General features: G+C 42.7%; 21 protein-coding genes. 2 read left to right on the top strand and 19 right to left on the bottom strand.

The features are described 5' to 3' along the window. Positions 1 to 51: 51 nt before the first annotated feature. Entirely contained in the window at positions 52 to 621 is a 570-nt protein-coding gene (locus DIC78_RS13475; RefSeq protein ID WP_127696438.1) for a TetR/AcrR family transcriptional regulator, read from the top strand. Between the two features lie 29 nt (positions 622 to 650). Continuing rightward, the gene (locus DIC78_RS13470; protein ID WP_127696437.1) at positions 651 to 1,985 is read left to right on the top strand and encodes an MFS transporter; all 1,335 of its coding nucleotides are present in this window, start codon (positions 651 to 653) and stop codon (positions 1,983 to 1,985) included. Between the two features lie 48 nt (positions 1,986 to 2,033). Here the strand turns inward: DIC78_RS13470 and minJ are convergent, their stop codons facing one another. From minJ to DIC78_RS13375, 19 genes are all read right to left on the bottom strand, one after another. Further along, complete coding sequence (gene minJ / locus DIC78_RS13465) at positions 2,034 to 3,230, bottom strand: cell division topological determinant MinJ (protein ID WP_101859875.1); 1,197 nt, start codon at positions 3,228 to 3,230, stop codon at positions 2,034 to 2,036. 78 nt (positions 3,231 to 3,308) lie between these two features. Next, on the bottom strand, positions 3,309 to 3,662 hold the full coding sequence (gene swrA, locus DIC78_RS13460; RefSeq protein WP_015251121.1) for a swarming motility protein SwrAA: 354 nt from the start codon (positions 3,660 to 3,662) through the stop codon (positions 3,309 to 3,311). Positions 3,663 to 4,046: 384 nt separating this feature from the next. Continuing rightward, complete coding sequence (ctpB, locus tag DIC78_RS13455; RefSeq protein ID WP_127696436.1) at positions 4,047 to 5,489, bottom strand: carboxy-terminal processing protease CtpB; 1,443 nt, start codon at positions 5,487 to 5,489, stop codon at positions 4,047 to 4,049. A gap of 142 nt (positions 5,490 to 5,631) precedes the next feature. Beyond that, on the bottom strand, positions 5,632 to 6,522 hold the full coding sequence (gene ftsX, locus DIC78_RS13450) for a permease-like cell division protein FtsX (protein WP_024123007.1): 891 nt from the start codon (positions 6,520 to 6,522) through the stop codon (positions 5,632 to 5,634). Further along, a complete protein-coding gene (gene ftsE / locus DIC78_RS13445) occupies positions 6,515 to 7,201 on the bottom strand; it encodes a cell division ATP-binding protein FtsE (RefSeq protein WP_010332047.1) in 687 nt (228 codons plus the stop codon). Before ftsE ends, ftsX begins: the two co-directional genes overlap by 8 nt. Positions 7,202 to 7,433: 232 nt before the next feature. Beyond that, positions 7,434 to 7,772 carry a cytochrome c551 gene (gene cccB, locus DIC78_RS13440; protein ID WP_024123008.1) on the bottom strand — a complete coding sequence of 113 codons (339 nt, stop codon included), beginning with the start codon at positions 7,770 to 7,772 and terminating at the stop codon, positions 7,434 to 7,436. A gap of 48 nt (positions 7,773 to 7,820) precedes the next feature. Next, positions 7,821 to 8,666: a YitT family protein gene (locus tag DIC78_RS13435; RefSeq protein ID WP_069487008.1), complete on the bottom strand. Its 846-nt coding sequence runs from the start codon at positions 8,664 to 8,666 to the stop codon at positions 7,821 to 7,823. A gap of 171 nt (positions 8,667 to 8,837) precedes the next feature. Next, a protein-coding gene (gene prfB, locus DIC78_RS13430) for a peptide chain release factor 2 (protein WP_099043490.1) occupies positions 8,838 to 9,939 on the bottom strand; the annotation gives its coding sequence in 2 pieces (ribosomal slippage) (positions 8,838 to 9,866 and positions 9,868 to 9,939; 1,101 coding nt in all). A gap of 68 nt (positions 9,940 to 10,007) precedes the next feature. Continuing rightward, entirely contained in the window at positions 10,008 to 12,533 is a 2,526-nt protein-coding gene (secA, locus tag DIC78_RS13425) for a preprotein translocase subunit SecA (protein ID WP_103671263.1), read from the bottom strand. 168 nt (positions 12,534 to 12,701) lie between these two features. Beyond that, positions 12,702 to 13,271 (bottom strand): ribosome hibernation promotion factor, encoded by a 570-nt coding sequence (hpf, locus tag DIC78_RS13420; protein ID WP_044159437.1) that lies wholly within the window; start codon positions 13,269 to 13,271, stop codon positions 12,702 to 12,704. Between the two features lie 191 nt (positions 13,272 to 13,462). Beyond that, the gene (locus DIC78_RS13415; RefSeq protein WP_024123013.1) at positions 13,463 to 13,840 is read right to left on the bottom strand and encodes a DUF8042 domain-containing protein; all 378 of its coding nucleotides are present in this window, start codon (positions 13,838 to 13,840) and stop codon (positions 13,463 to 13,465) included. Between the two features lie 9 nt (positions 13,841 to 13,849). Further along, a complete protein-coding gene (fliT, locus tag DIC78_RS13410; RefSeq protein ID WP_024123014.1) occupies positions 13,850 to 14,191 on the bottom strand; it encodes a flagellar protein FliT in 342 nt (113 codons plus the stop codon). Further along, positions 14,188 to 14,589: a flagellar export chaperone FliS gene (gene fliS / locus DIC78_RS13405; protein WP_024123015.1), complete on the bottom strand. Its 402-nt coding sequence runs from the start codon at positions 14,587 to 14,589 to the stop codon at positions 14,188 to 14,190. The genes fliT and fliS overlap by 4 nt, the downstream gene beginning before the upstream one ends. A 21-nt stretch (positions 14,590 to 14,610) precedes the next feature. Further along, positions 14,611 to 16,107 (bottom strand): flagellar hook-associated protein 2, encoded by a 1,497-nt coding sequence (locus tag DIC78_RS13400; protein ID WP_127696435.1) that lies wholly within the window; start codon positions 16,105 to 16,107, stop codon positions 14,611 to 14,613. A gap of 17 nt (positions 16,108 to 16,124) precedes the next feature. Next, positions 16,125 to 16,457, bottom strand: coding sequence for a flagellar protein FlaG (gene flaG / locus DIC78_RS13395; protein ID WP_105954013.1), 333 nt, complete (start codon positions 16,455 to 16,457; stop codon positions 16,125 to 16,127). A gap of 229 nt (positions 16,458 to 16,686) precedes the next feature. Then, positions 16,687 to 17,601 (bottom strand): flagellin Hag, encoded by a 915-nt coding sequence (gene hag, locus DIC78_RS13390; RefSeq protein WP_106019634.1) that lies wholly within the window; start codon positions 17,599 to 17,601, stop codon positions 16,687 to 16,689. 146 nt (positions 17,602 to 17,747) lie between these two features. Beyond that, a complete protein-coding gene (gene csrA, locus DIC78_RS13385; protein WP_010332059.1) occupies positions 17,748 to 17,972 on the bottom strand; it encodes a carbon storage regulator CsrA in 225 nt (74 codons plus the stop codon). Beyond that, positions 17,966 to 18,397, bottom strand: a complete 432-nt coding sequence (gene fliW, locus DIC78_RS13380; RefSeq protein WP_024123020.1) for a flagellar assembly protein FliW — start codon at positions 18,395 to 18,397, stop codon at positions 17,966 to 17,968. The genes csrA and fliW overlap by 7 nt, the downstream gene beginning before the upstream one ends. A 20-nt stretch (positions 18,398 to 18,417) precedes the next feature. Then, complete coding sequence (locus DIC78_RS13375; RefSeq protein ID WP_024123021.1) at positions 18,418 to 18,993, bottom strand: DUF6470 family protein; 576 nt, start codon at positions 18,991 to 18,993, stop codon at positions 18,418 to 18,420.

Raw genomic sequence — 18,993 nt, 5'->3', positions numbered from 1 at the left:
GCGGGGCAGGTGTATACTTGTCCTGCCAGTATATTCGTGAGGTGAAATGTATTGAGACCGACAAACCGCAGAATCCTTGACGCTGCCATGCAGCTGCTCGTCAAAAAAGGATATCGTGCAACGACTACAAAAGAAATTGCAGAAAAAGCAAACGTAAGTGAAGCGACGATTTTCAGGAATTTTAAAAACAAACAGGGGCTTGTCGAGGCTCTGCTTTCTCAGCATTCTGCAAATCGAAATCGCATCTTTGAGCAAACAGAGGGTGATTTGTATAAAGACCTGCTGCATATCGGAACCTGTCTGCTGGAAGAGCTTGAACAAAGAAAAGATATAATTAAAATCAGCTTTCGTGAACCGGCCATGTTTCAGGATGTCATCGACCATGTGACTGAATATCCCCAATCTATGAAACAGCTTTTAGTTGATTATCTCACAAGCATGGGTGAGAAAGGGGCTATCCAGACAGGAGATGAATCGGAACATGCCGATGTATTTATTTCGATGATTTTTGGTTACTTTGTACACCGTCTTCATTTAGGAGACAGAGTGATTACAATGCCCCAGGAAAAAATGCTGGAGCATAGTACAGCTGTATTCGTCAAAGGAATTACTGCCCGTTAGCTCCTTGGCAAAACAAAAGGAGGATCCCAATGAGCTCAAAAAAAGAATGGGCGCTGATCGTCTCACTTTTATTGGGGGCCATCCTGGTTCCCATTAACTCAACGATGATCGCAGTCGCGCTTTCATCTATATCACATACGTATAACGAATCCATCGCAAGCATCACTTGGGTGGTTACCGTTTATTTAATCGTCATGGCCGTCACACAGCCAATAGCTGGAAAACTCGGTGACATGTACGGCAATAAAACCATGTATTTATGGGGCGTCGGCCTGTTTCTGATTGCTTCATTAGGCTGCGCTCTATCGCCGAGCCTGTTTTTGTTAATTGTATTTCGGGCTTTGCAGGCTGTCGGCGGGGCACTGCTCACGCCAAACAGCATTGCCATTATCCGGCACGTTGTATCAGAGAAACGCCTTCCGAAAGTATTTGGCTATTTCGGGCTCGGCGCGGGTCTGGGCGCCGCTCTCGGGCCGTTTATCGGCTCTCTTTTGATTGACAGCTTCAGCTGGCATTCGATTTTTTGGGTCAACATCCCGTTTCTCGCCATTGCTTTATTTACAGCATTGACCATGTTTCCTCAATATAAAGAAAACAAATCAGAGGCGCCGCTGGATATTATCGGCTCTCTCTTGCTGGCAGGCAGCATCGTTTCGATTATCCTGCTGACGAAAAATGAGTCTTCATGGGGCTATGCATTATACAGCATATTGATACTGCTTTTTGTCCCGCTTTTTTTCAGACGGGAAAAACGCACACAGCATCCAATCATTGATTTTGCGCTGTTTAAAAGCTCAACCTTTACAAATGCCAATCTATCCGTCTTGTTAAGCAATCTAATGATGTATGCCGTCTTATTGATTATGCCGTTATTCATGACAAACCAGTTTGGGCTTAATACGTCTAACAGCGGCATGGCGCTTTCCGTCTTTTCGATATTTATGTCGGCGAGCAATTGGGCAGGCGCTCAGCTCCATCATAAATGGGGTGCGAAAAAAATCATATTTCTCTCATTTGCGATGATGGCCGGAGCCAATTTGTTATTTTTGCTCTTGAGCAGCTCCCATTCCGTTTTCTTCCTGATGATCTCTCTTGTTCTCGGAGGGCTTGCATCCGGAGTCGGACTGACCAGCATGCAGGTGTCATCCCTTGCCACAGTAAAGCCCGCGATGTCCGGAGTGGCTTCCGGCATTTTCTCGACCTTCCGTTATTTCGGAAGCATTATTTCGTCAGCCTTAATTGGCCTGATTTCTGGGTATCACACGTTATTTATTATTCTCTTCGCGGTATCCATCATTGGTGTTTTTGTTTCGTTAGGCATCAAATCTGACGAAACGGCACGCATGGAACAAAATTCAGCGTAAAACAAAACAGCCCGGCGCCACACAAAATATGTGGTGCCGGGCTGTTTTTTATGATCCAGGCAAAGCGGCTGCTTCATCTTCACGGTCATCCTTTACGAACAGAATGCCCAATTCATGATGTTCTCCCTCATAAGACGCACGCTGATCAAAGCGAATCTCCCCGTTCAGACCGATAATTTCAAGCTTCACATACGCACGGTTGCGCTGGAGCGCTTCATAAAAATCTGATACGTGCTTAACGGGCACGCCGTTGACTTTCGTAATAATTTCTCCGATTTTTAATTCCAAATCTTCAGCCGGTGTATTTGGTATAATGCCAAGCACCATTAAGCCTTGATCACGCTTGGAGAAATAAAACGGTGCTGCATTGTCGTTTACCCTTTGCTTCACGGACAGAAAAATACGTCCTAATACAGCCGCACAGACAGCTGCACCCGCAAGCGGCGTCCACAGCAAACTCGCAGCACCGAGAGCGGAGACAATAAGCCCGAGTATACAGACTCGCTTCGCTGTGATTCTTATACTGGTTTCAGGAAGGGAACCCTGCACCCTTTGGCCGAATCCAACAAAGTAAGGTATCCACAGAAAATGGAATGACCCTCCGGGAACAGAAAACACAGGCCACCAGCTGAGGTGTGATTCTAATCCATTGCCAGGTACAAGAATAAACAGCGGTAAAAGCCATATACGGTTTGCAAGCTGCTGACCGATCGGCAAACCGCGGCTGCTGACGACCAATCCCGGTGATGTTTTCACATGGGCAGAACGATATGCAACCGCTCCTTCAGCGATAACCAATAAACCCAAAAACACCGCCAGGGCCGGCCACATGACCGCAAAGCCTTGCGGAAACCGATCCAGAAAAGGTTCAGCCTGATTCACTTGCAGTCCAAAACCTATCAGCATACTCACACTGACGATATATGCAGCAGACATCCAGTTTGCGCGAAGAGTGAGCGCTGCCGCTGCAGTCATAACGGCAATAATCGCAAGCATACCGAGAGGAATAGAAATTCCGAGTACCCCTAAAACAATAGACAAAAGGATACCGGGAATTAACCCTTTTGTATATGTAAATTTCAGTTCATCATAAATGTCTGCTATTCTTGTATGAAAGGTTTTTCGCTCACGTTTGATCCTCACATATCCGAAAGCCAGACTTACAATGACAAAAAACCAGAATAGCGGGTGCAAAAAGAACAGGCCCGCACTTTTTAACAGTTCAAATCCCCATTGAACAGACACTATCTTTCACCGCCTCAAGCCAAACATATTACTCATATTCTATCAAATATTAAATGGCTTGGATATCCTCAGGAGGGTTTATCTCTCTTGCGTCATCCACAGCGTGACATTCGATAGTGAAAAATCCTTTAAATAATGGTTTACATCAACGTCCAATAACCCGCTGATCAGGTGCATCGACCTCTTTATATCTGTCAGATTGATTCCTAATCGTTTATGGTTTTTCATTAAGTAATTAAAATAATGCTTGGCACATTCTTCATTAATGTCATTGACCGATTCAACATTTGTGTAATTCACTAGGTACCTGCTAAACAGCATAAGAAGACTTAGTGCTTTTGTAGCTGAAAATGTTACGTCTTGTGTTCTGTCTTTTAATTGTTCCACTAATTCATAATATTTTTTTTCACGCACAATACTTGCCCTCTTCAATTGTGAACCCCCATTTTCTTTGTACAGATAAGCACGGGCCAGTATAAGCAGCAGTACTGGAGTGCTAACAAGCATTCTCGCTAACGTTTCTCTTTTAAATACCTGTAGTTCAGCTGCCATAAACCTGATTACTGTTCTTTTTAGAACCTTCTTATATTGTATGAAGTAAACAAAGACTAGGCAACTTGCAAAAGTTTCATTTTAAATGCATATTTTCTCGTTAGAAAGTCTCTCTCATATATTGATATCGGGTAATCTCGGTCCTTTATAAATGTTTATTTGTGAAAAATTTTTTAATATCTTGTCAAAAACTCAATTTTTATGTGACTTATGGATTATTTATTCATTAAGCACAAAGAAACAGGAGATGGAACACCATCTCCTTTAATTGACAAATAATGATTTAAGCGCCGTTTGAAGCTGCAAATCATTTTTTTCATCTGATTTTTTCATTTCAATTAAATGATTTATTTTCTCCGCGGTGCGATTGTCAATCACACCCGTTTTTGCGAGCTTGTTTTGATCCTGAAAGGCCAAAACCGCTTTTTTCATTTCTTTACTGAAATAGCCGTCTTCCCGACCCGGATCAAAACTGAGTCCTTTCAGCAAAACCTGTGCATGTTTCACATCTTCATTGTTCATATCAGCTTTAAGAGGCTCTTTTAGCTGCAATGGACCTGCGGAGAAATAATCAGGCTGCTTTATCGCAATGGTCGGCTTAACACCCTTCTTATGAATCCAATTCCCGTTTGGCGTCAGCCACTTGTAAAGCGTCAATTTAATATTGCTGCCGTCTCCCATCGGTACAGCTTGTTGAACAGTTCCCTTTCCGAACGACGTGTCACCTACAACATCATAATGCCCCGCTTCTTTTAATGCGCCTGCAAGAATTTCAGAAGCAGAGGCGCTCCCCTTATCTGTGATGACATTGACAGGGTATGTTTTTTTATGGGTCAATGTTGAAAAATAACGTTTTCTATCTCCATTGCGTTCAGCAATCTGAATGTACGGCTGATCCTTTGTAATGAAATGCTTAAGAATCTCTTCAACACTTTGAAGATATCCTCCCGGGTTTCCTCGAACATCCAGCACAAGGCCTTCAATTCCTTTTTTCTCAAGCTTGCCCAATGCTTTTGCAAAATCCTCCGCCGTATGCTCAGAAAAAGTAGTAATGGAGATATACCCGACAGAATGCCCCAGCACTTTTTTCTCTGAAGCAAACACCGTTTCAAGCGGAATTTCAGCTCTTTTAATGCGGAATGACAATTGCTTCTTCGTCCCGGGCCGCTGAATCTTTATTGACACGCTGGAACCTTTCTTTCCTCTTATTTTTAAGACAGCGTCATTTAAATCCTTGCCCGCCATCGATTCTCCATCAATACTGATGATTTCATCATTCGGCTTCAGCCCGGCTTTTTCCGCAGGAGATTGTTTAAATGGAGATACAATAATGATTTTGCCTTCTTCCACTCCAACCTCAGCCCCGATGCCTTCGAAAGAGGAATCAAGAGAATCAGAAAATTGCTTTGCCGTCTGCTTGTCCATATAGACGGAATAAGGATCGTTTAATGTAGACAGCATCCCTTGAATGGCTCCTTCAAGCAGCTTTTCTCTATCAACCTTTTCTACATATTCATTCGAAATCAATTCATATGCTTTTTCAATTTTATCCATAGCTGCAGCCCGATCAGAGTCAGCTTGAGCCGTTGCGGCAACAGCTGCGGCTTCGGGCTTTTCGGCTTCCAGCAGGTTCATTCCCGCATATACGCCGGCGCCTCCGAACAGCATGCTCCCCGCCGCTATCACAGCGATTATTTTTTGATTCATCCTTTACTCCTCCTGTATGCCAGACTGTCTTTGCAAAACCTAGAGATAGTATATGTAAAGGATGGAGATTTCATGTAATCATAGAAGAAAAAGAAGGCAAAAGAAAAAAGCCGCCCCGCAATCGGGATGGCTTTTCTTATGTTTATACCCGCAAAAACTTGCGGATGGAAGTCAGGCTTCCCCATACTCCAATCACTGCGCCAATTGCAATTAATACAAGCGAGACTTGGAATACAAACGGATTATATGGAAGAAGAGAGACAAATGATCCTTGAACCTTCGGAACGACCCATCCGATAACATATTGATAAGTGCTCAATACAAGCGCGATCGGAATGACTGAACCGAATACGCCGAGCAGCAATCCTTCAAGGAAAAACGGCCAGCGGATAAACCAGTTCGTCGCACCAACAAGCTTCATGATTTCAATTTCTTTTCTTCTTGCAAAAATCGTAATTTTGATGGTGTTGGAAATTAAGAACATCGCCGTAAACAATAAGCCGATAATTAACGCGATTCCGATGTTGCGGGAAACGCCGACCACTTTAAACAAACGGCTGACCTCTTCTTTTCCGTAAGTAACTTTATAAACATGATCCATTTTTTCTATCTTTTTCGCGACACTTGGCGTATCATGCGGATCGGTCGTTTTCACGACAAACGCGTCATTCAGCGGGTTTTCCTGATCCTGCATCGTCAGGGATTTTCCGCTGTCTCCAAAACTGTCAACTAACTGGTCAAGCTCTTTTTCTTTAGATGAAAAAGTGACGCTTTGAATGCCGTTCAGGTCTTTTATCTCGTTCTGCAGCTTGTCCTGTGCCTTCTTATCTGCAGTCAGATCAACCAATACCTTGATTTCGACTTCTTTTTCAGCATTCGTAGCCATGTTATTCAAATTCAGCATAATCACTAAAAACACGCCGACTAAAATCAGCGTAACGGTTACTGCACTAATGGATGCAAACGTCATCCATGTGTTTCTCCCGAGAGATTTAAAACTCTCACGCAAATGGCGCCCGAGAATTTTAATCATAAGAACCATACTCCCCTCTTGACTCATCACGCACAATGATACCATCTTCGATTGCAATGACACGTTTCTTAATGGTGTTTACGATTTCTTTATTATGTGTCGCCATTACGACTGTTGTTCCGCGGTTATTAATCTCCTCCAGCGTCTTCATGACTTCCCAAGACGTATCCGGATCAAGGTTTCCCGTAGGTTCATCTGCAATGACAACATCAGGGCTGTTCACAATTGATCTGGCTATAGAGACACGCTGCTGCTCCCCGCCTGAAAGCTGGTCAGGGAATTGTCTCGCTTTATGCTTCAGCTGCACCAAATCAAGCACTTCAAGCACCCGTTTTTTAATGACAGACGGCTGTTCTCCAATTACTTCAAGGGCAAAAGCCACATTCTCAAACACAGTAAGTTTCGGGAGAAGCTTGAAGTCCTGGAAGACTACACCTATTTTACGCCGCACGAAAGGAATCTCTTTTTCTTTAACCGATGCGAGATCTTTATGATTGAGTAAAATTTGCCCTTTTGTCGGCTTTTCTTCTCTGTATATCATTTTAATAAAAGTAGATTTACCCGCTCCGCTCGGTCCGACAACATAAACAAACTCTCCGGGATGAATGGTAACTGAAATCCCGTTTAGCGCCTTTACACCGTTCGGATAGGCTTTGTATACTTCTTTCATCTCTATCATGAAATCACCTAATCTTTTATATCATTTTATGTCGCACGGTCATACTCTTCGAAAGCATTCGACAGTTTATGACCCATTCATTTGTAAAAAGATGAAAAATCTGAAAGTTTGATTTTCAACACACTTCATTATACGTCAAATTTAGACATAATACTATTACAGTTTCTTTTCATTCATCATGATTTCGGCATAAAAAAATCCTTGCCCGAATCGCGGCAAAGATTTTCTCCTCTTACTTTTTCTCTGACAGCCATTTGGCAATTGAAGCGGCTTCCTTATCATCTACAAGCCCCTTCGGCATATTGCCCCGTCCGTTTTTAATAATGCTTTCAATTTTTTCTTCGTCGTATTTGCCCCCAACCTCTTGGAGATTAGGTCCTGACACACCTTCTAAATCCTTGCCGTGGCAGCCTACACAGCTCTGCTGATATAATTCTTCCCCTTCAGACGCAGAGGCTTCTGTTTTGCTGCCGTTGTCTGTCTTCTCTTCTTTTGCATCGTTAGAACCGCAGGCAGCCAGCAGGGCAGAAATGGCAAATACAAGCATTAGTATCGATAGTTTTGATTTCATGTTGAGAAGCACAACTCCTTTACGATCTCTTCCATATTATAACCCCGTTTAAGCGCGTTTGAAACCCTCGCCCAGCACCTCGCTTGCATCTGCTACAATCACAAAAGCAGTCTCATCAATCTGTTTGACGATTTGTTTCAATTTCGTGAATTCAGTTTGGCCAACCACGCACATTAAAATCGGCCGTTCATCGTCAGTATATCCGCCGACTGCAGAAATTTTCGTAACGCCTCTGTCAATTTTTTTAAAAACAGCTTCCTTCACGGCCTGTTCCTGTTTTGTAATGATAAGCGCCATTTTAGAGCGGTTAAAGCCGACTTGGACGACATCAATGGTTTTGCTTGATACATACACCCCAAGCATGGCATACAGTCCCTGCTCTATATTAAATACGATCATCGCCGTAACAACAATCAAACCGTCAATGATCGCGAGACAGGTCCCTAATGAGAGACCTGTGTACTTATGAATGATTTGAGCCGCTAATGCCGTTCCCCCGGTTGATCCTTTGCCTAAGTACACAATGCCGATTCCAATCCCGATGCCGACGCCGCCAAAAATCGCCGCCAGAAGCTCATGATGTGTAGCAGGCTGAATGTCTCTCGTCAAAAACACGACAAGAGGCAAAAAGACAGAACCCGCGAGTGTCTTGAGTCCAAATTTACCGCCAAGCAAAATGATACCGGCTATAAATAAGGGAATATTAATGATCCACTGCACATAGGCCGCTTCAAAACCATATGACTGTAGAATGGTACTGATCCCGCTGACACCGCCTGCGGCTATTTTATTAGGAAGCAGAAAGACATTAAAGGACACTGCTGTAATTGCTGCCCCTATCAGTATGTATACATAATCCCTTATAACCCGAAAACTTTTATTCCGTACATCCATCATTACAACCTTCCTCCGTTTCTTCCTATGCTCTCCGATAGCATTTTAATCCTTCCCCGATAAGATGTAAATAACACCCAAACACAGTGGTAATATGCTAAAGCAGCAGTGAAAGCAAGGATATGCAGGCAATAAAAAAACACACCTGTAGACACCAGGTGTGTTTCCTGCTTATGAAAGTTTAGAACGAAGGTATGCGTCAATAAATACGTCAATATCTCCGTCCATTACGGCTTGAACGTTACCCATTTCTGTATTGGTCCGATGGTCTTTTACCATGGAATACGGATGGAATACGTAAGAGCGAATTTGGCTTCCCCAGCCGATCTCTTTTTGCTCACCGCGAATTTCGTCCAGCTCGGCCTGCTGTTCTTCAATTCTGCGCTGATACAGCTTTGCCTTCAGCATTTTCATCGCTCTTTCACGGTTTTTAATTTGTGAACGTTCTGTTTGACATGTCACAACCACGTTTGTCGGCAAGTGAGTAATCCGAACAGCTGAGTCTGTTGTATTGACGTGCTGTCCGCCTGCTCCGCTTGCACGGTACGTATCAACTTTAATATCCTCTGTACGGATATCAATATCGATCTCATCGTTGAATTCAGGCATAACTTCACAAGATACGAATGAAGTGTGACGGCGGCCTGATGAATCAAACGGAGAAATCCGCACGAGACGATGGACGCCTTTTTCCGCCTTGATATATCCATAAGCGTTGTGCCCTTTAATCAGTAATGTGACTGACTTAATACCGGCTTCATCACCAGGAAGGTAATCGAGCGTTTCCACTTTAAAGCCGCGGCGCTCAGCCCATCTGGTATACATTCTGAGAAGCATAGAGCCCCAATCCTGTGACTCAGTGCCGCCTGCACCCGGATGCAGCTCCAAAATTGCGTTGTTTTTATCATACGGCTCACTGAGAAGAAGCTGAAGCTCAAACTCATTGAACTCCTTCGTTAATGCCTTTAGCTCTTTTTCAAGCTCAAGCTGAAGATCTTGATCCGGCTCTTCTTTCAGAAGGTCATGAGTCATTTGCAGTTCTTCATGGGATTCATTCAATTTTTTATAGGAATTGACATAATCCTTTAAACCATTTGCTTCATTGATGACCGTTTGAGCTTTCTGCTGATCATTCCAGAATTCCGGATCAGCCATTTGCTCATCTAGCTCAGCAATGCGGGTCTCCTTTGATTCGAGGTCAAAGAGACCCCCTAAAGTCCGCTAAACGAGAAGCCATATTTTCGAGCTCAACTCTGATTTCTGATAATTCCATTCCATTCACCTCATTAAAAGATCCGCGGGCGCTCAAGGCGCCGCGGTCAGCAAACTTGCCCGAACGAACTATTCAGTCCGGCCGCAGCAATTTTTATATTTTTTTCCGCTTCCGCAGTGGCATGGCGCATTTCGGCCGATATCAACCACTTTACGAACCGGCGCTTTCTTTGCTTTTTTGTTTTCATCGCCTTCTTGCGGCTGATGAGCCGTGGTTTGGCCTTGTACAACCTCTTCACGCTCCAGATTATTTTCAATCTCAGCCTTCATCACAAATTTGGCAACCTCGTCCTCGATGGATTCAATCATATGCTCAAACATCGCAAAGCCTTCCATTTGATACTCACGCAGCGGATTTGTTTGCGCGTAAGCACGAAGGTGAATCCCTTGGCGAAGCTGATCCATTGCGTCGATATGATCCATCCATTTTGAATCGACGGCGCGAAGCACGATGACTTTCTCAAATTCGCGCATTTGTTCCTCGCCGAATTTTACCTCTTTGTCATTATATTTGGTCTTGATGCGATCCATAATGAGCTCAAGCATTTCATCCGGTTCTTTGCCGAAGATGTCGCTCTTTTCAAGCGCGCCTTCGTCAAGGTAAGTGGTGTTAACAAGCTCAACAAGACCGTCAAGCTTCCACTCCTCAGGAAGCTCTTCTCTTGGTGTATAGGCCGCAATTGCCCGCTCGAGAGAAGATTTGATCATATTTTCTACGATTTCACGCAGGTTTTCAGAGTCGATGACTTCGAAACGCTGCTTATAGATAACCTCACGCTGCTGGCGGAGAACATCATCATATTGAAGAAGCTGTTTACGTGAATCGAAGTTATTTCCTTCAACGCGTTTTTGAGATGATTCAACCGCGCGGGATACCATTTTGCTTTGAATCGGAGTGGAGTCATCCATACCAAAGCGGTCAAGCATTGCCATTGTCCGCTCAGCACCAAATCTGCGCATCAATTCATCTTCCATAGAAAGATAAAATTGTGTGATCCCCGGATCACCCTGACGTCCTGAACGTCCTCGCAGCTGATTGTCAATCCGGCGTGATTCATGGCGTTCCGTTCCGACAACGGCTAGTCCGCCAAGCTCTTTTACTCCTTCGCCAAGCTTAATGTCTGTTCCGCGCCCCGCCATGTTTGTCGCAATCGTCACAGCGCCTTTTTGACCGGCCTCTTCAATGATTTGCGCTTCTCGCTCATGGTTTTTGGCGTTTAATACCTGATGCGGGATACCCTTGTTTTTGAGCAGCTTTGAAATCAATTCAGACGTTTCAACCGCAACTGTACCGACAAGAACGGGCTGTCCTGTCATATATCGCTGGGCAACATCTTCTGCAACGGCCTTAAACTTCCCTTCCATTGAACGGTAAATTAAATCAGGACGGTCATCACGAACAACCGGCTGGTTTGTCGGAATCGTCACAACCTGCATGTTGTAGATGTTACGGAACTCCTCTTCCTCTGTTTTAGCCGTACCCGTCATACCGGCCAGCTTTTCATACATCCGGAAGTAGTTTTGGAACGTAATCGTCGCCAAGGTCATGCTCTCATTTTGAATTTCAAGCCCTTCCTTCGCTTCGATCGCCTGGTGAAGCCCTTCGCTGTAGCGGCGGCCTTTCATTAAACGACCCGTGAAAGAGTCAACGATGACAACCTGACCGTCTTCTACTACGTAATCAACATCCTTCTGCATGGCAACGTGCGCTTTTAAGGACTGGTTGATATGGTGGTTGAGCGCCACATTTTTCACATCAAACAGGTTGTCGATGCCGAACGCTTTTTCAGCCTTTGTCATTCCTTCTTCTGTGAGCTGTACACCTTTTGTTTTTACATCATACGTATAGTCCTTCTCTGCTTTTAACGTGCGTACAAAAGCATTTGCCTGTACGTACAGTTTTGTCGATTTTGCAGCTTGTCCTGAAATGATAAGCGGTGTTCTCGCTTCATCAATCAAAATAGAGTCGACTTCATCAATTACCGCAAAATGAAGCGGACGCTGCACCATTTGCTCTTTATAAAGAACCATGTTGTCGCGCAAATAATCGAAGCCGAGCTCGTTGTTTGTAGAATAAGTGATGTCAGCCGCATAAGCTTCCCTTTTTTCATCTTTCGACATTGAGTTCAAATTCAGTCCGACAGTTAAGCCGAGAAACTCGAAAATTTTCCCCATTTGCTCTGCGTCACGGCTCGCCAAGTATTCATTGACTGTCACGACGTGCACGCCTTTTCCAGATAAGGCATTTAAATAAACAGGCAGAGTAGACGTTAATGTTTTACCTTCCCCTGTTTTCATCTCCGCGATATTTCCGTCATGAAGAGCCACGCCCCCCATAAGCTGGACTTTAAACGGGAACATGCCGGTTACGCGGCGAGAAGCTTCCCGAACCACTGCGAATGCTTCAACAAGTAGATCATCAGTTGTCGCCCCTTTTTCAAGGCGCTCTTTAAATTCAATTGTTTTATGTTTCAGCGCATCATCTGAGAGATTTTCATAGTCTCCCCGAATCGCATCAATATCGTTAGCTATTTTTTCGTATCTATTCAGCGTACGTTTTGTTGGATCAAACATTTTATTTAAAATTCCAAGCATTTATAACGCTCCTCTATCATCACATGCCTGTTTGACAAGCATGTATAAATAATTTACTAGTCCATGTATACCTCTCATTATCATATCATACCTTCTCTTATTTCCAAAGAATTTGCAAATAAGAAAAAACAAAAACCTTCCGCGAAAATCACGGAAGGCTGCTCTTCATTATTCAGTCGGTTCAATCAGGCCATATTTCCCGTCATTTCTGCGGTACACGACGTTTGTAAGGTTTGTTTCCGCATTTGTGAAAACAAAGAAGTTATGGCCGAGCATATTCATTTGTAAGATCGCTTCTTCATTATCCATCGGCTTTAAATTAAAGCGCTTCTGACGGACGATTTCTAAGCTTTCATCTTCTTCTATTTCGTCCTGAACCGCAATATCTGTATCAGAGCCGAGGCCGTTTGCCACTGAAGATTTCGGAAGACCCTGCTCACGGAATTTGCGGTTTACTTTTGTTTTATGCTTACGGATTTGACGTTCCAGCTTGTTTGTAGCGAGATCAATTGCATTGTACATATCCTCGTTATGCACTTCAGACCGAAGCGCCAGATCTGTCATCGGAATCGTAACCTCAACCTTGGACTCCTTGTCATTGTAAAACTTCAAGTTGACGTTCACATCGGCATTTACACTATGCTCAAAATAACGCTCCAGCTTGCCGATCTTCTTCTCGACATGATCCTTTAACGCGGGTGTCACTTCAATATTTTCTCCTCTGATGTTATAGTTCATCAAAGAACGCCTCCCTTTTATTAAGGATATGTATCTATTTCTCCTTTACCCTTTACAATTCCTGCTGAAACGTAAACCTTTTGTGAAAATTCAGTGAACTTTGTCGAATTATACCGTTTTATGCTAATGTTTCTATGGTTACGGGAGGTATATGTATATGCTGGCAATAAGAAAAAATGCCTTACACAAAGTCAATTAATCACAAAGGGCTCCATACATCGATGAATGGACAGCATCCATTTCCTATAGTGAATCAGAAAATGTCCTTTTAAATACTCGCAGAATTCATGAGAGGGGAATGAGAAAGAAACCAATTGATCAAATTCTGCAAAAATCTCGTCAAAAGCCTTAACGCATACTTCTGCGCACCGTGTGTTCATCACGAAAAGAAGAGTTGAATGGGTTGAATCCAAATAAAAAAAGGCTTGGATCAGATCTTGGTAGATCCGATCCCCTTCTGTTTTTGATAAATTCTGTTCCGCCTCTATCAAATAGCACAGCCCTTCCTCAATTGTAAAAAGAAGATGATAATAAGCTGATAAAAGCGTATAATCCTCAATGCTCTTCAAGGCACTCACCTATTTACGCTTGTCATAATATCTGCCGTCAATCGTGATGTTGTTATAAGGATTTAAATACGTCGTATGCATCGCACGTTTTCTTTTCACCTGCTGAAGTTCTGCTGCGATTGACTGCTTCAGTCTTTCCATTTCCTTCACAATAAGCTGATCCCATGTCAAGACAAGCTTCATCTGCTTTCGCTCTTCTTCTGAAAGCGGCAGAGATATCCCCTGAATAAGTTCAGACCGTTTAGACACAAAGTCTTCAATTTGCTTTAAAAGTTCATCGCTTTCCGGTGTATTTTGTATGTGTGACAGCATACTCTCCGTCTCAGTGTATAGTTGATCTATGTTTTTCATGCGATCCCGCCTGATCCGTGCCGGTCCTTCCGTTCACTTTGCATGGCTTGTTTCCAAGCATCGCGAAAATCTTTTACATAGCCCTCTACCTCAGCCAGCATGCTCGTATCATTTTTGATATTTGCCTGTACCAATCTTCGATACATATAATCGTACATCGCACCCATTGAACCGGAAAGCTCTATGTTGCGGTTAAGTGTACCATTTAATTCCTGAATGATATTTTGCGCTTTAATCAGATTTTCATTTTTACCTTCCATATCATTATTCTCAATGGCCTGAGATGCAAGTTTTATAAATTTCAAACAGCCATTATACAGCATAAGGGTCAGCTCCCCGGGCGTAGCGGTATTCACTGAATTTTGCTGATAAGCTGCATAAGGATTTTGGATCGCCATGTGTCATCCTCCAAATTACATTTATTGTACAAGTAGCTGTGATAAATAGGACGCTTGTTCGTTCATTTTTTGAATCGCAGAATCCATTGCACTGAATTTTTTATAATAACGGTTTTCTACTGTGTTCAATCGGTCCTGCATATCGGTGATTTCAGTACTGATGGAACGCAAATTTTTCCCAATTAAATAGTCGCTTGCTCCCATTGTTGAATTGCCGGCTTTTGCTTCAATGCTTTTCACTGTGCTTCTCAGTGTGTCGCCGATACGTTTCATAATACCTTTATCACTATAGTTGCTTTCGCTCGATCCGCTCGTAAACAAATTAGCAACACTTTGCGGATCTTCTTCTATTTTTGCTTTTAGTTTATCCTCGTCTATTTCTAAATGACCCCGTTTGAGATAAGCGCTTGAAGTGGTAATGCCGAATTGTGTCAATTGATAGGATTCACCATTCGCATTTACTTGAGAATAAAAATCAGTCCGCAACTGGTTTGTTCCGGTGCTTATACTAGTATCATTTCTAAGCAAACCGCTCTTCGCTTTCTCTTCCCAGAGCTCTACTTCTTTATCAGACATTGCTTCTTTTTGCTCACTCGTCAGCGGCGTATAGTCTCTGTATTTCGTTTCTTGCAGCTTTTCATTCAGACTGTCAACCAGCTCATTATATTTATCTACAAAATCTTTAATTTTGTTATAAATACCGTCAACATCGGTAGAAACAGATGTAGTAACGGGACCTGTTGCAGCGGTTGTATTTTTAATTGAGTAGGTTACGCCGTTAACCGTAAAGTTGTTTGTCAGCTTCTCCATTTCAAAGCCATTAATCGTGACTTTTGCATTTGTTCCTTCTTTGTAAGCAGTGAGCTTATTATCAGTATCTAATGAAAAGCCCAGCTGGCCAGACATAAAGTCTGCCGTTGCCGCGTCTGCTGCCTGTATGCTGCCTCCTGCGCCTGTCGCTTTTGAAGAAAATGCAATCGTTTCTACATACTCTGTGCCATTAAAAATTTTATCTTTAAATGCGGATACTCCTAAATCCGAGCTGTTAATCTTAGAAATAACGTTATCAATTGTATCGGCACTCGTCACACTTATATTCACTGATTTCGCTGCTGTCTCGCCAGGGGCAACCACGTTAAACGCCAAATTATAATCGCCCTGTGTGTATCCCGAATAATTGCTTGCCTTATATGTTGCGGCAGTTGCCAAGCTTGCTACTTCGACAGTAGAGGAAGAGTTCGGCGCGCTTGCACTTCCTGTAGCAGTCAGAACAGATTCATTTGAGCTTGTTACAGTTTTGCTCTGATACACACTCGGATATGTCATTGTATTTTTAGACATATAATCCTGCAATTCTTTTATTTTTGAGTTGACTTCTCGATAGCTGTCACGCTGCCATTCAAGGAGCTGCTTTTTTTGCGTCAGTTTATCAAGCGGCACTCTTTCTGTCTGCATCAGCTTTGATACGATATCATCTATATCCATACCTGACGCCAGACCTGTTATTCTCGTGACCATTTCAAACCACTCCTAATCTACTTTTTTTCATCAACAAATAACCCAAGAAATTCAGTCATAGCCGCATAAAAATCAAGCCATTGTTTGGGCGGAATCTCGCGGACAACTTCATTTGTAGAGTCTTCTATTACCTTTACATAGTATTCGTTTAGTTTTTCATGGAGCTCAAACTTCAAGTGGACTTGCGAAGGTTCCAAAAGCTTGTTCGTTTCTTCTACCATTTCAGTAAGGTCGGTATATGAAACTTGATGAACGGGAACCTGACTCTTCTCATTATCTTTTTGATTATGTATTTGAGTATCATAACGATCCCAAACAGGTTGTAACGTAGTGAGTCTTTCAATGTTCAATTGATCATCCCCTATGTCCCAATCTATCGTTTATATCGACTAAGTCGAGATAAGATTACACATATTTATGGAAAAAAACTCATCTGTTTTAGAATTCTTGTTTGGAAATACTTTTATAGGTTAGTGGAGAATCCGATTATTATATCACGAGTTATAGACAGCCAGGGGGAAGATTTGGAGTTAGGAATATAAAAAAAGACCCCGGCAAACGCCAAGGTCTTTTTCAAAATTAACGTAACAATTGAAGTACGTTTTGCGGCTGTTGGTTCGCTTGAGCAAGCATAGCTTGAGAAGCTTGAGAAAGAATGTTGTTCTTTGTGAACTCGCTCATCTCTTTAGCCATGTCAACGTCACGGATACGAGACTCAGCAGCTGTCAGGTTTTCACCAGAAGCGCTTAAGTTGTTGATTGTGTGCTCTAGACGGTTTTGTACCGCACCAAGTTTAGCACGCTGAGAAGAAACTTGGTTGATCGCTTCATCAACAATTTTCAATTGATTATCGAAACCAATATCAGTTGCATCTGCTTTATTATCAGCGAATTTTGTTACATCAAGATCATTAACAGAATGGAGAGCTGCAATTGAACCATCAGCTTCTTTAATTCCAAGAGCATCAGCACCCATATCCTCAATATTTACAGAGATTTGCTGTGTAGCATTTGCTCCGATTTGGAAAATCAAGTTCTTTTGATTTGCAGGAGTAGCTGCGTCAACTTTGTAAGTGCCATCTAGCAATTTCTTACCGTTGAATTCTGTACGATTTGAAATACCATCGATTTCATCTGTTAAAGCTGAAATTTCATCTTGGATAGACTGCAAGTCAGTTGCTTTGTCCTGAGTCCCAGTGTTTCCTGCTTGAACAACTAGTTCACGAACACGTTGAAGGATAGCATGAGTTTCAGTCAATGCACCCTCAGCTGTTTGGATAAGAGAGATTCCGTCTTGAGAGTTTTTAGAAGCCATTTCAAGACCTCTAATTTGCCCTCTCATTTTTTCAGAGATCGCAAGACCTGCTGCGTCATCTCCCGCACGGTTGATACGAAGACCAGAAGAAAGCTTCTCCATGTTCTTTTGGCTAGCACCGTTGTTTGAAGACAAACGGTTTAGTGTGTTAAGTGCTGCGATATTGTGGTTAATTCTCATTGTTTTGTTCCTCCCTGAATATGTTGTTAAGGCACGTCCTTGTGCCTTGTTTTTTTGTAACTGGCGGAGTGTTTGCGTCTCCTCCCGGCTACATCATTAATATCGGATTGTCTCTGATTTTGTTAATACAAAAATAAAAAAAATCCTCACTTTTTTTGTGAGGATAATGCGGAGATCACATCGCTGGATAACGCTGCCGCACGGTTATTTTCTTCCTGAATGGTCAAGTAAATTTCTTTCCTGTGAATATCAATATGCTTTGGGGCTTCAATTCCAATTTTCACTTGGTCACCCTCAACCGCAATCACTTTTACTTCAATATCAGCACCTATTTGAATCGCTTCGTTTATTTTCCGCGATAAAACTAGCATGATTCTCCTCCAATCGGATGCTTTGTCGTATATGGGGAGTCGTGTAAAACGACTTGCTTAGCCAGCATGTTCTTGCGATTCACAATAATAGGAGCTAATAAATTAGCAGTAGTTTTTTCGAATGGCTCTGCCATGGTCAATAATGTCATGACTTCTACGTCTTCAATATTATCGATATCCAAAAGTTCAGCAGTTGATTCATCAAGGTCAAATTCATAATTCTTAAAAAAGATAAACGGACTTACAACGATGAACGCAAGATTCTCTGAAGTGACGGACTGCAGCGCCACGAATGGAGAGTCTTCTGAAAGCGGAAGAATGACGAACTGTTTTTCTTCTAAGAAGCCTGGAATCCCGTTTTCAAAAAGAATGATTTGTTCTTCTTTTACATTCATTTGGCCATGGTATTTAGTATGAATGATCATTGTTCACGATCCTTTTCTTTTTACTTTTCGAGTGATTCTTTTAGGTTTTCTACCTCTATATTTAAATCAGGGTATTGGAGCATGTCAACCTTAACGTTTCCCGGCATATATTCAACAATCGGCTTATGCGGTTCAGCCTGAATAACAGGCTTTCGCGGCGTAATCTGAATATCAAGCTGTGACGGGGTATATTGTATTTTCACCCTTGAAAGAGAAGGAGCGTAATGTTCGCCTAATTGAATTTGGTGCATCTCAGAGTTTCTCTTTGCTTGTGAAGCGACTGGGTTCCCCTTATTTTCAATTCTCATAAGCTCGTCGCCTTCTTCTGCAGTACGGGCTATCCCTTCCATTACATCCTCATGCCCTTGTTGGGCAGCTTCTTCGATTCTTTTGAATACATGCTTTCTGTCTAATTCTTCCCATGCTTGCGTTTGGTCAATCGTAAGTTTTCCAGGTGTCACCGATATTTCCATTTCCGCGCTTGGCTGTTCAATCTCCAGATCGGCTTGCGGCTGCTCCATTTTTAAGCTGGCGGGCGTCGTTGTTAAACCAATTTTCCCTTGAACACTATGCATAATCAATCTGGGAATTTGCAT

It is taken from the genome of Bacillus halotolerans (assembly GCF_004006435.1).
GTDB lineage: Bacteria > Bacillota > Bacilli > Bacillales > Bacillaceae > Bacillus > Bacillus halotolerans.
Note: the sequence above shows the minus strand (reverse complement) of the source record. Positions and strands in the feature narration are given on the sequence as shown.

Coding starts and splice junctions, on each gene's coding strand:
- fliS (WP_024123015.1), bottom strand. CDS start 14,589: ATGGCGATCCAAAATCCTTATGCAGCTTATCAGCAAAATTCAGTGAAT.
- cccB (WP_024123008.1), bottom strand. CDS start 7,772: ATGAAATCAAAACTATCGATACTAATGCTTGTATTTGCCATTTCTGCC.
- DIC78_RS13375 (WP_024123021.1), bottom strand. CDS start 18,993: ATGCAAATTCCCAGATTGATTATGCATAGTGTTCAAGGGAAAATTGGT.
- csrA (WP_010332059.1), bottom strand. CDS start 17,972: ATGCTAGTTTTATCGCGGAAAATAAACGAAGCGATTCAAATAGGTGCT.
- DIC78_RS13470 (WP_127696437.1), top strand. CDS start 651: ATGAGCTCAAAAAAAGAATGGGCGCTGATCGTCTCACTTTTATTGGGG.
- DIC78_RS13435 (WP_069487008.1), bottom strand. CDS start 8,666: ATGGATGTACGGAATAAAAGTTTTCGGGTTATAAGGGATTATGTATAC.
- ctpB (WP_127696436.1), bottom strand. CDS start 5,489: ATGAATCAAAAAATAATCGCTGTGATAGCGGCGGGGAGCATGCTGTTC.
- fliT (WP_024123014.1), bottom strand. CDS start 14,191: ATGAAAAACATAGATCAACTATACACTGAGACGGAGAGTATGCTGTCA.
- hag (WP_106019634.1), bottom strand. CDS start 17,601: ATGAGAATTAACCACAATATCGCAGCACTTAACACACTAAACCGTTTG.
- DIC78_RS13400 (WP_127696435.1), bottom strand. CDS start 16,107: ATGGTCACGAGAATAACAGGTCTGGCGTCAGGTATGGATATAGATGAT.
- ftsX (WP_024123007.1), bottom strand. CDS start 6,522: ATGATTAAAATTCTCGGGCGCCATTTGCGTGAGAGTTTTAAATCTCTC.
- fliW (WP_024123020.1), bottom strand. CDS start 18,397: ATGATCATTCATACTAAATACCATGGCCAAATGAATGTAAAAGAAGAA.
- ftsE (WP_010332047.1), bottom strand. CDS start 7,201: ATGATAGAGATGAAAGAAGTATACAAAGCCTATCCGAACGGTGTAAAG.
- secA (WP_103671263.1), bottom strand. CDS start 12,533: ATGCTTGGAATTTTAAATAAAATGTTTGATCCAACAAAACGTACGCTG.
- hpf (WP_044159437.1), bottom strand. CDS start 13,271: ATGAACTATAACATCAGAGGAGAAAATATTGAAGTGACACCCGCGTTA.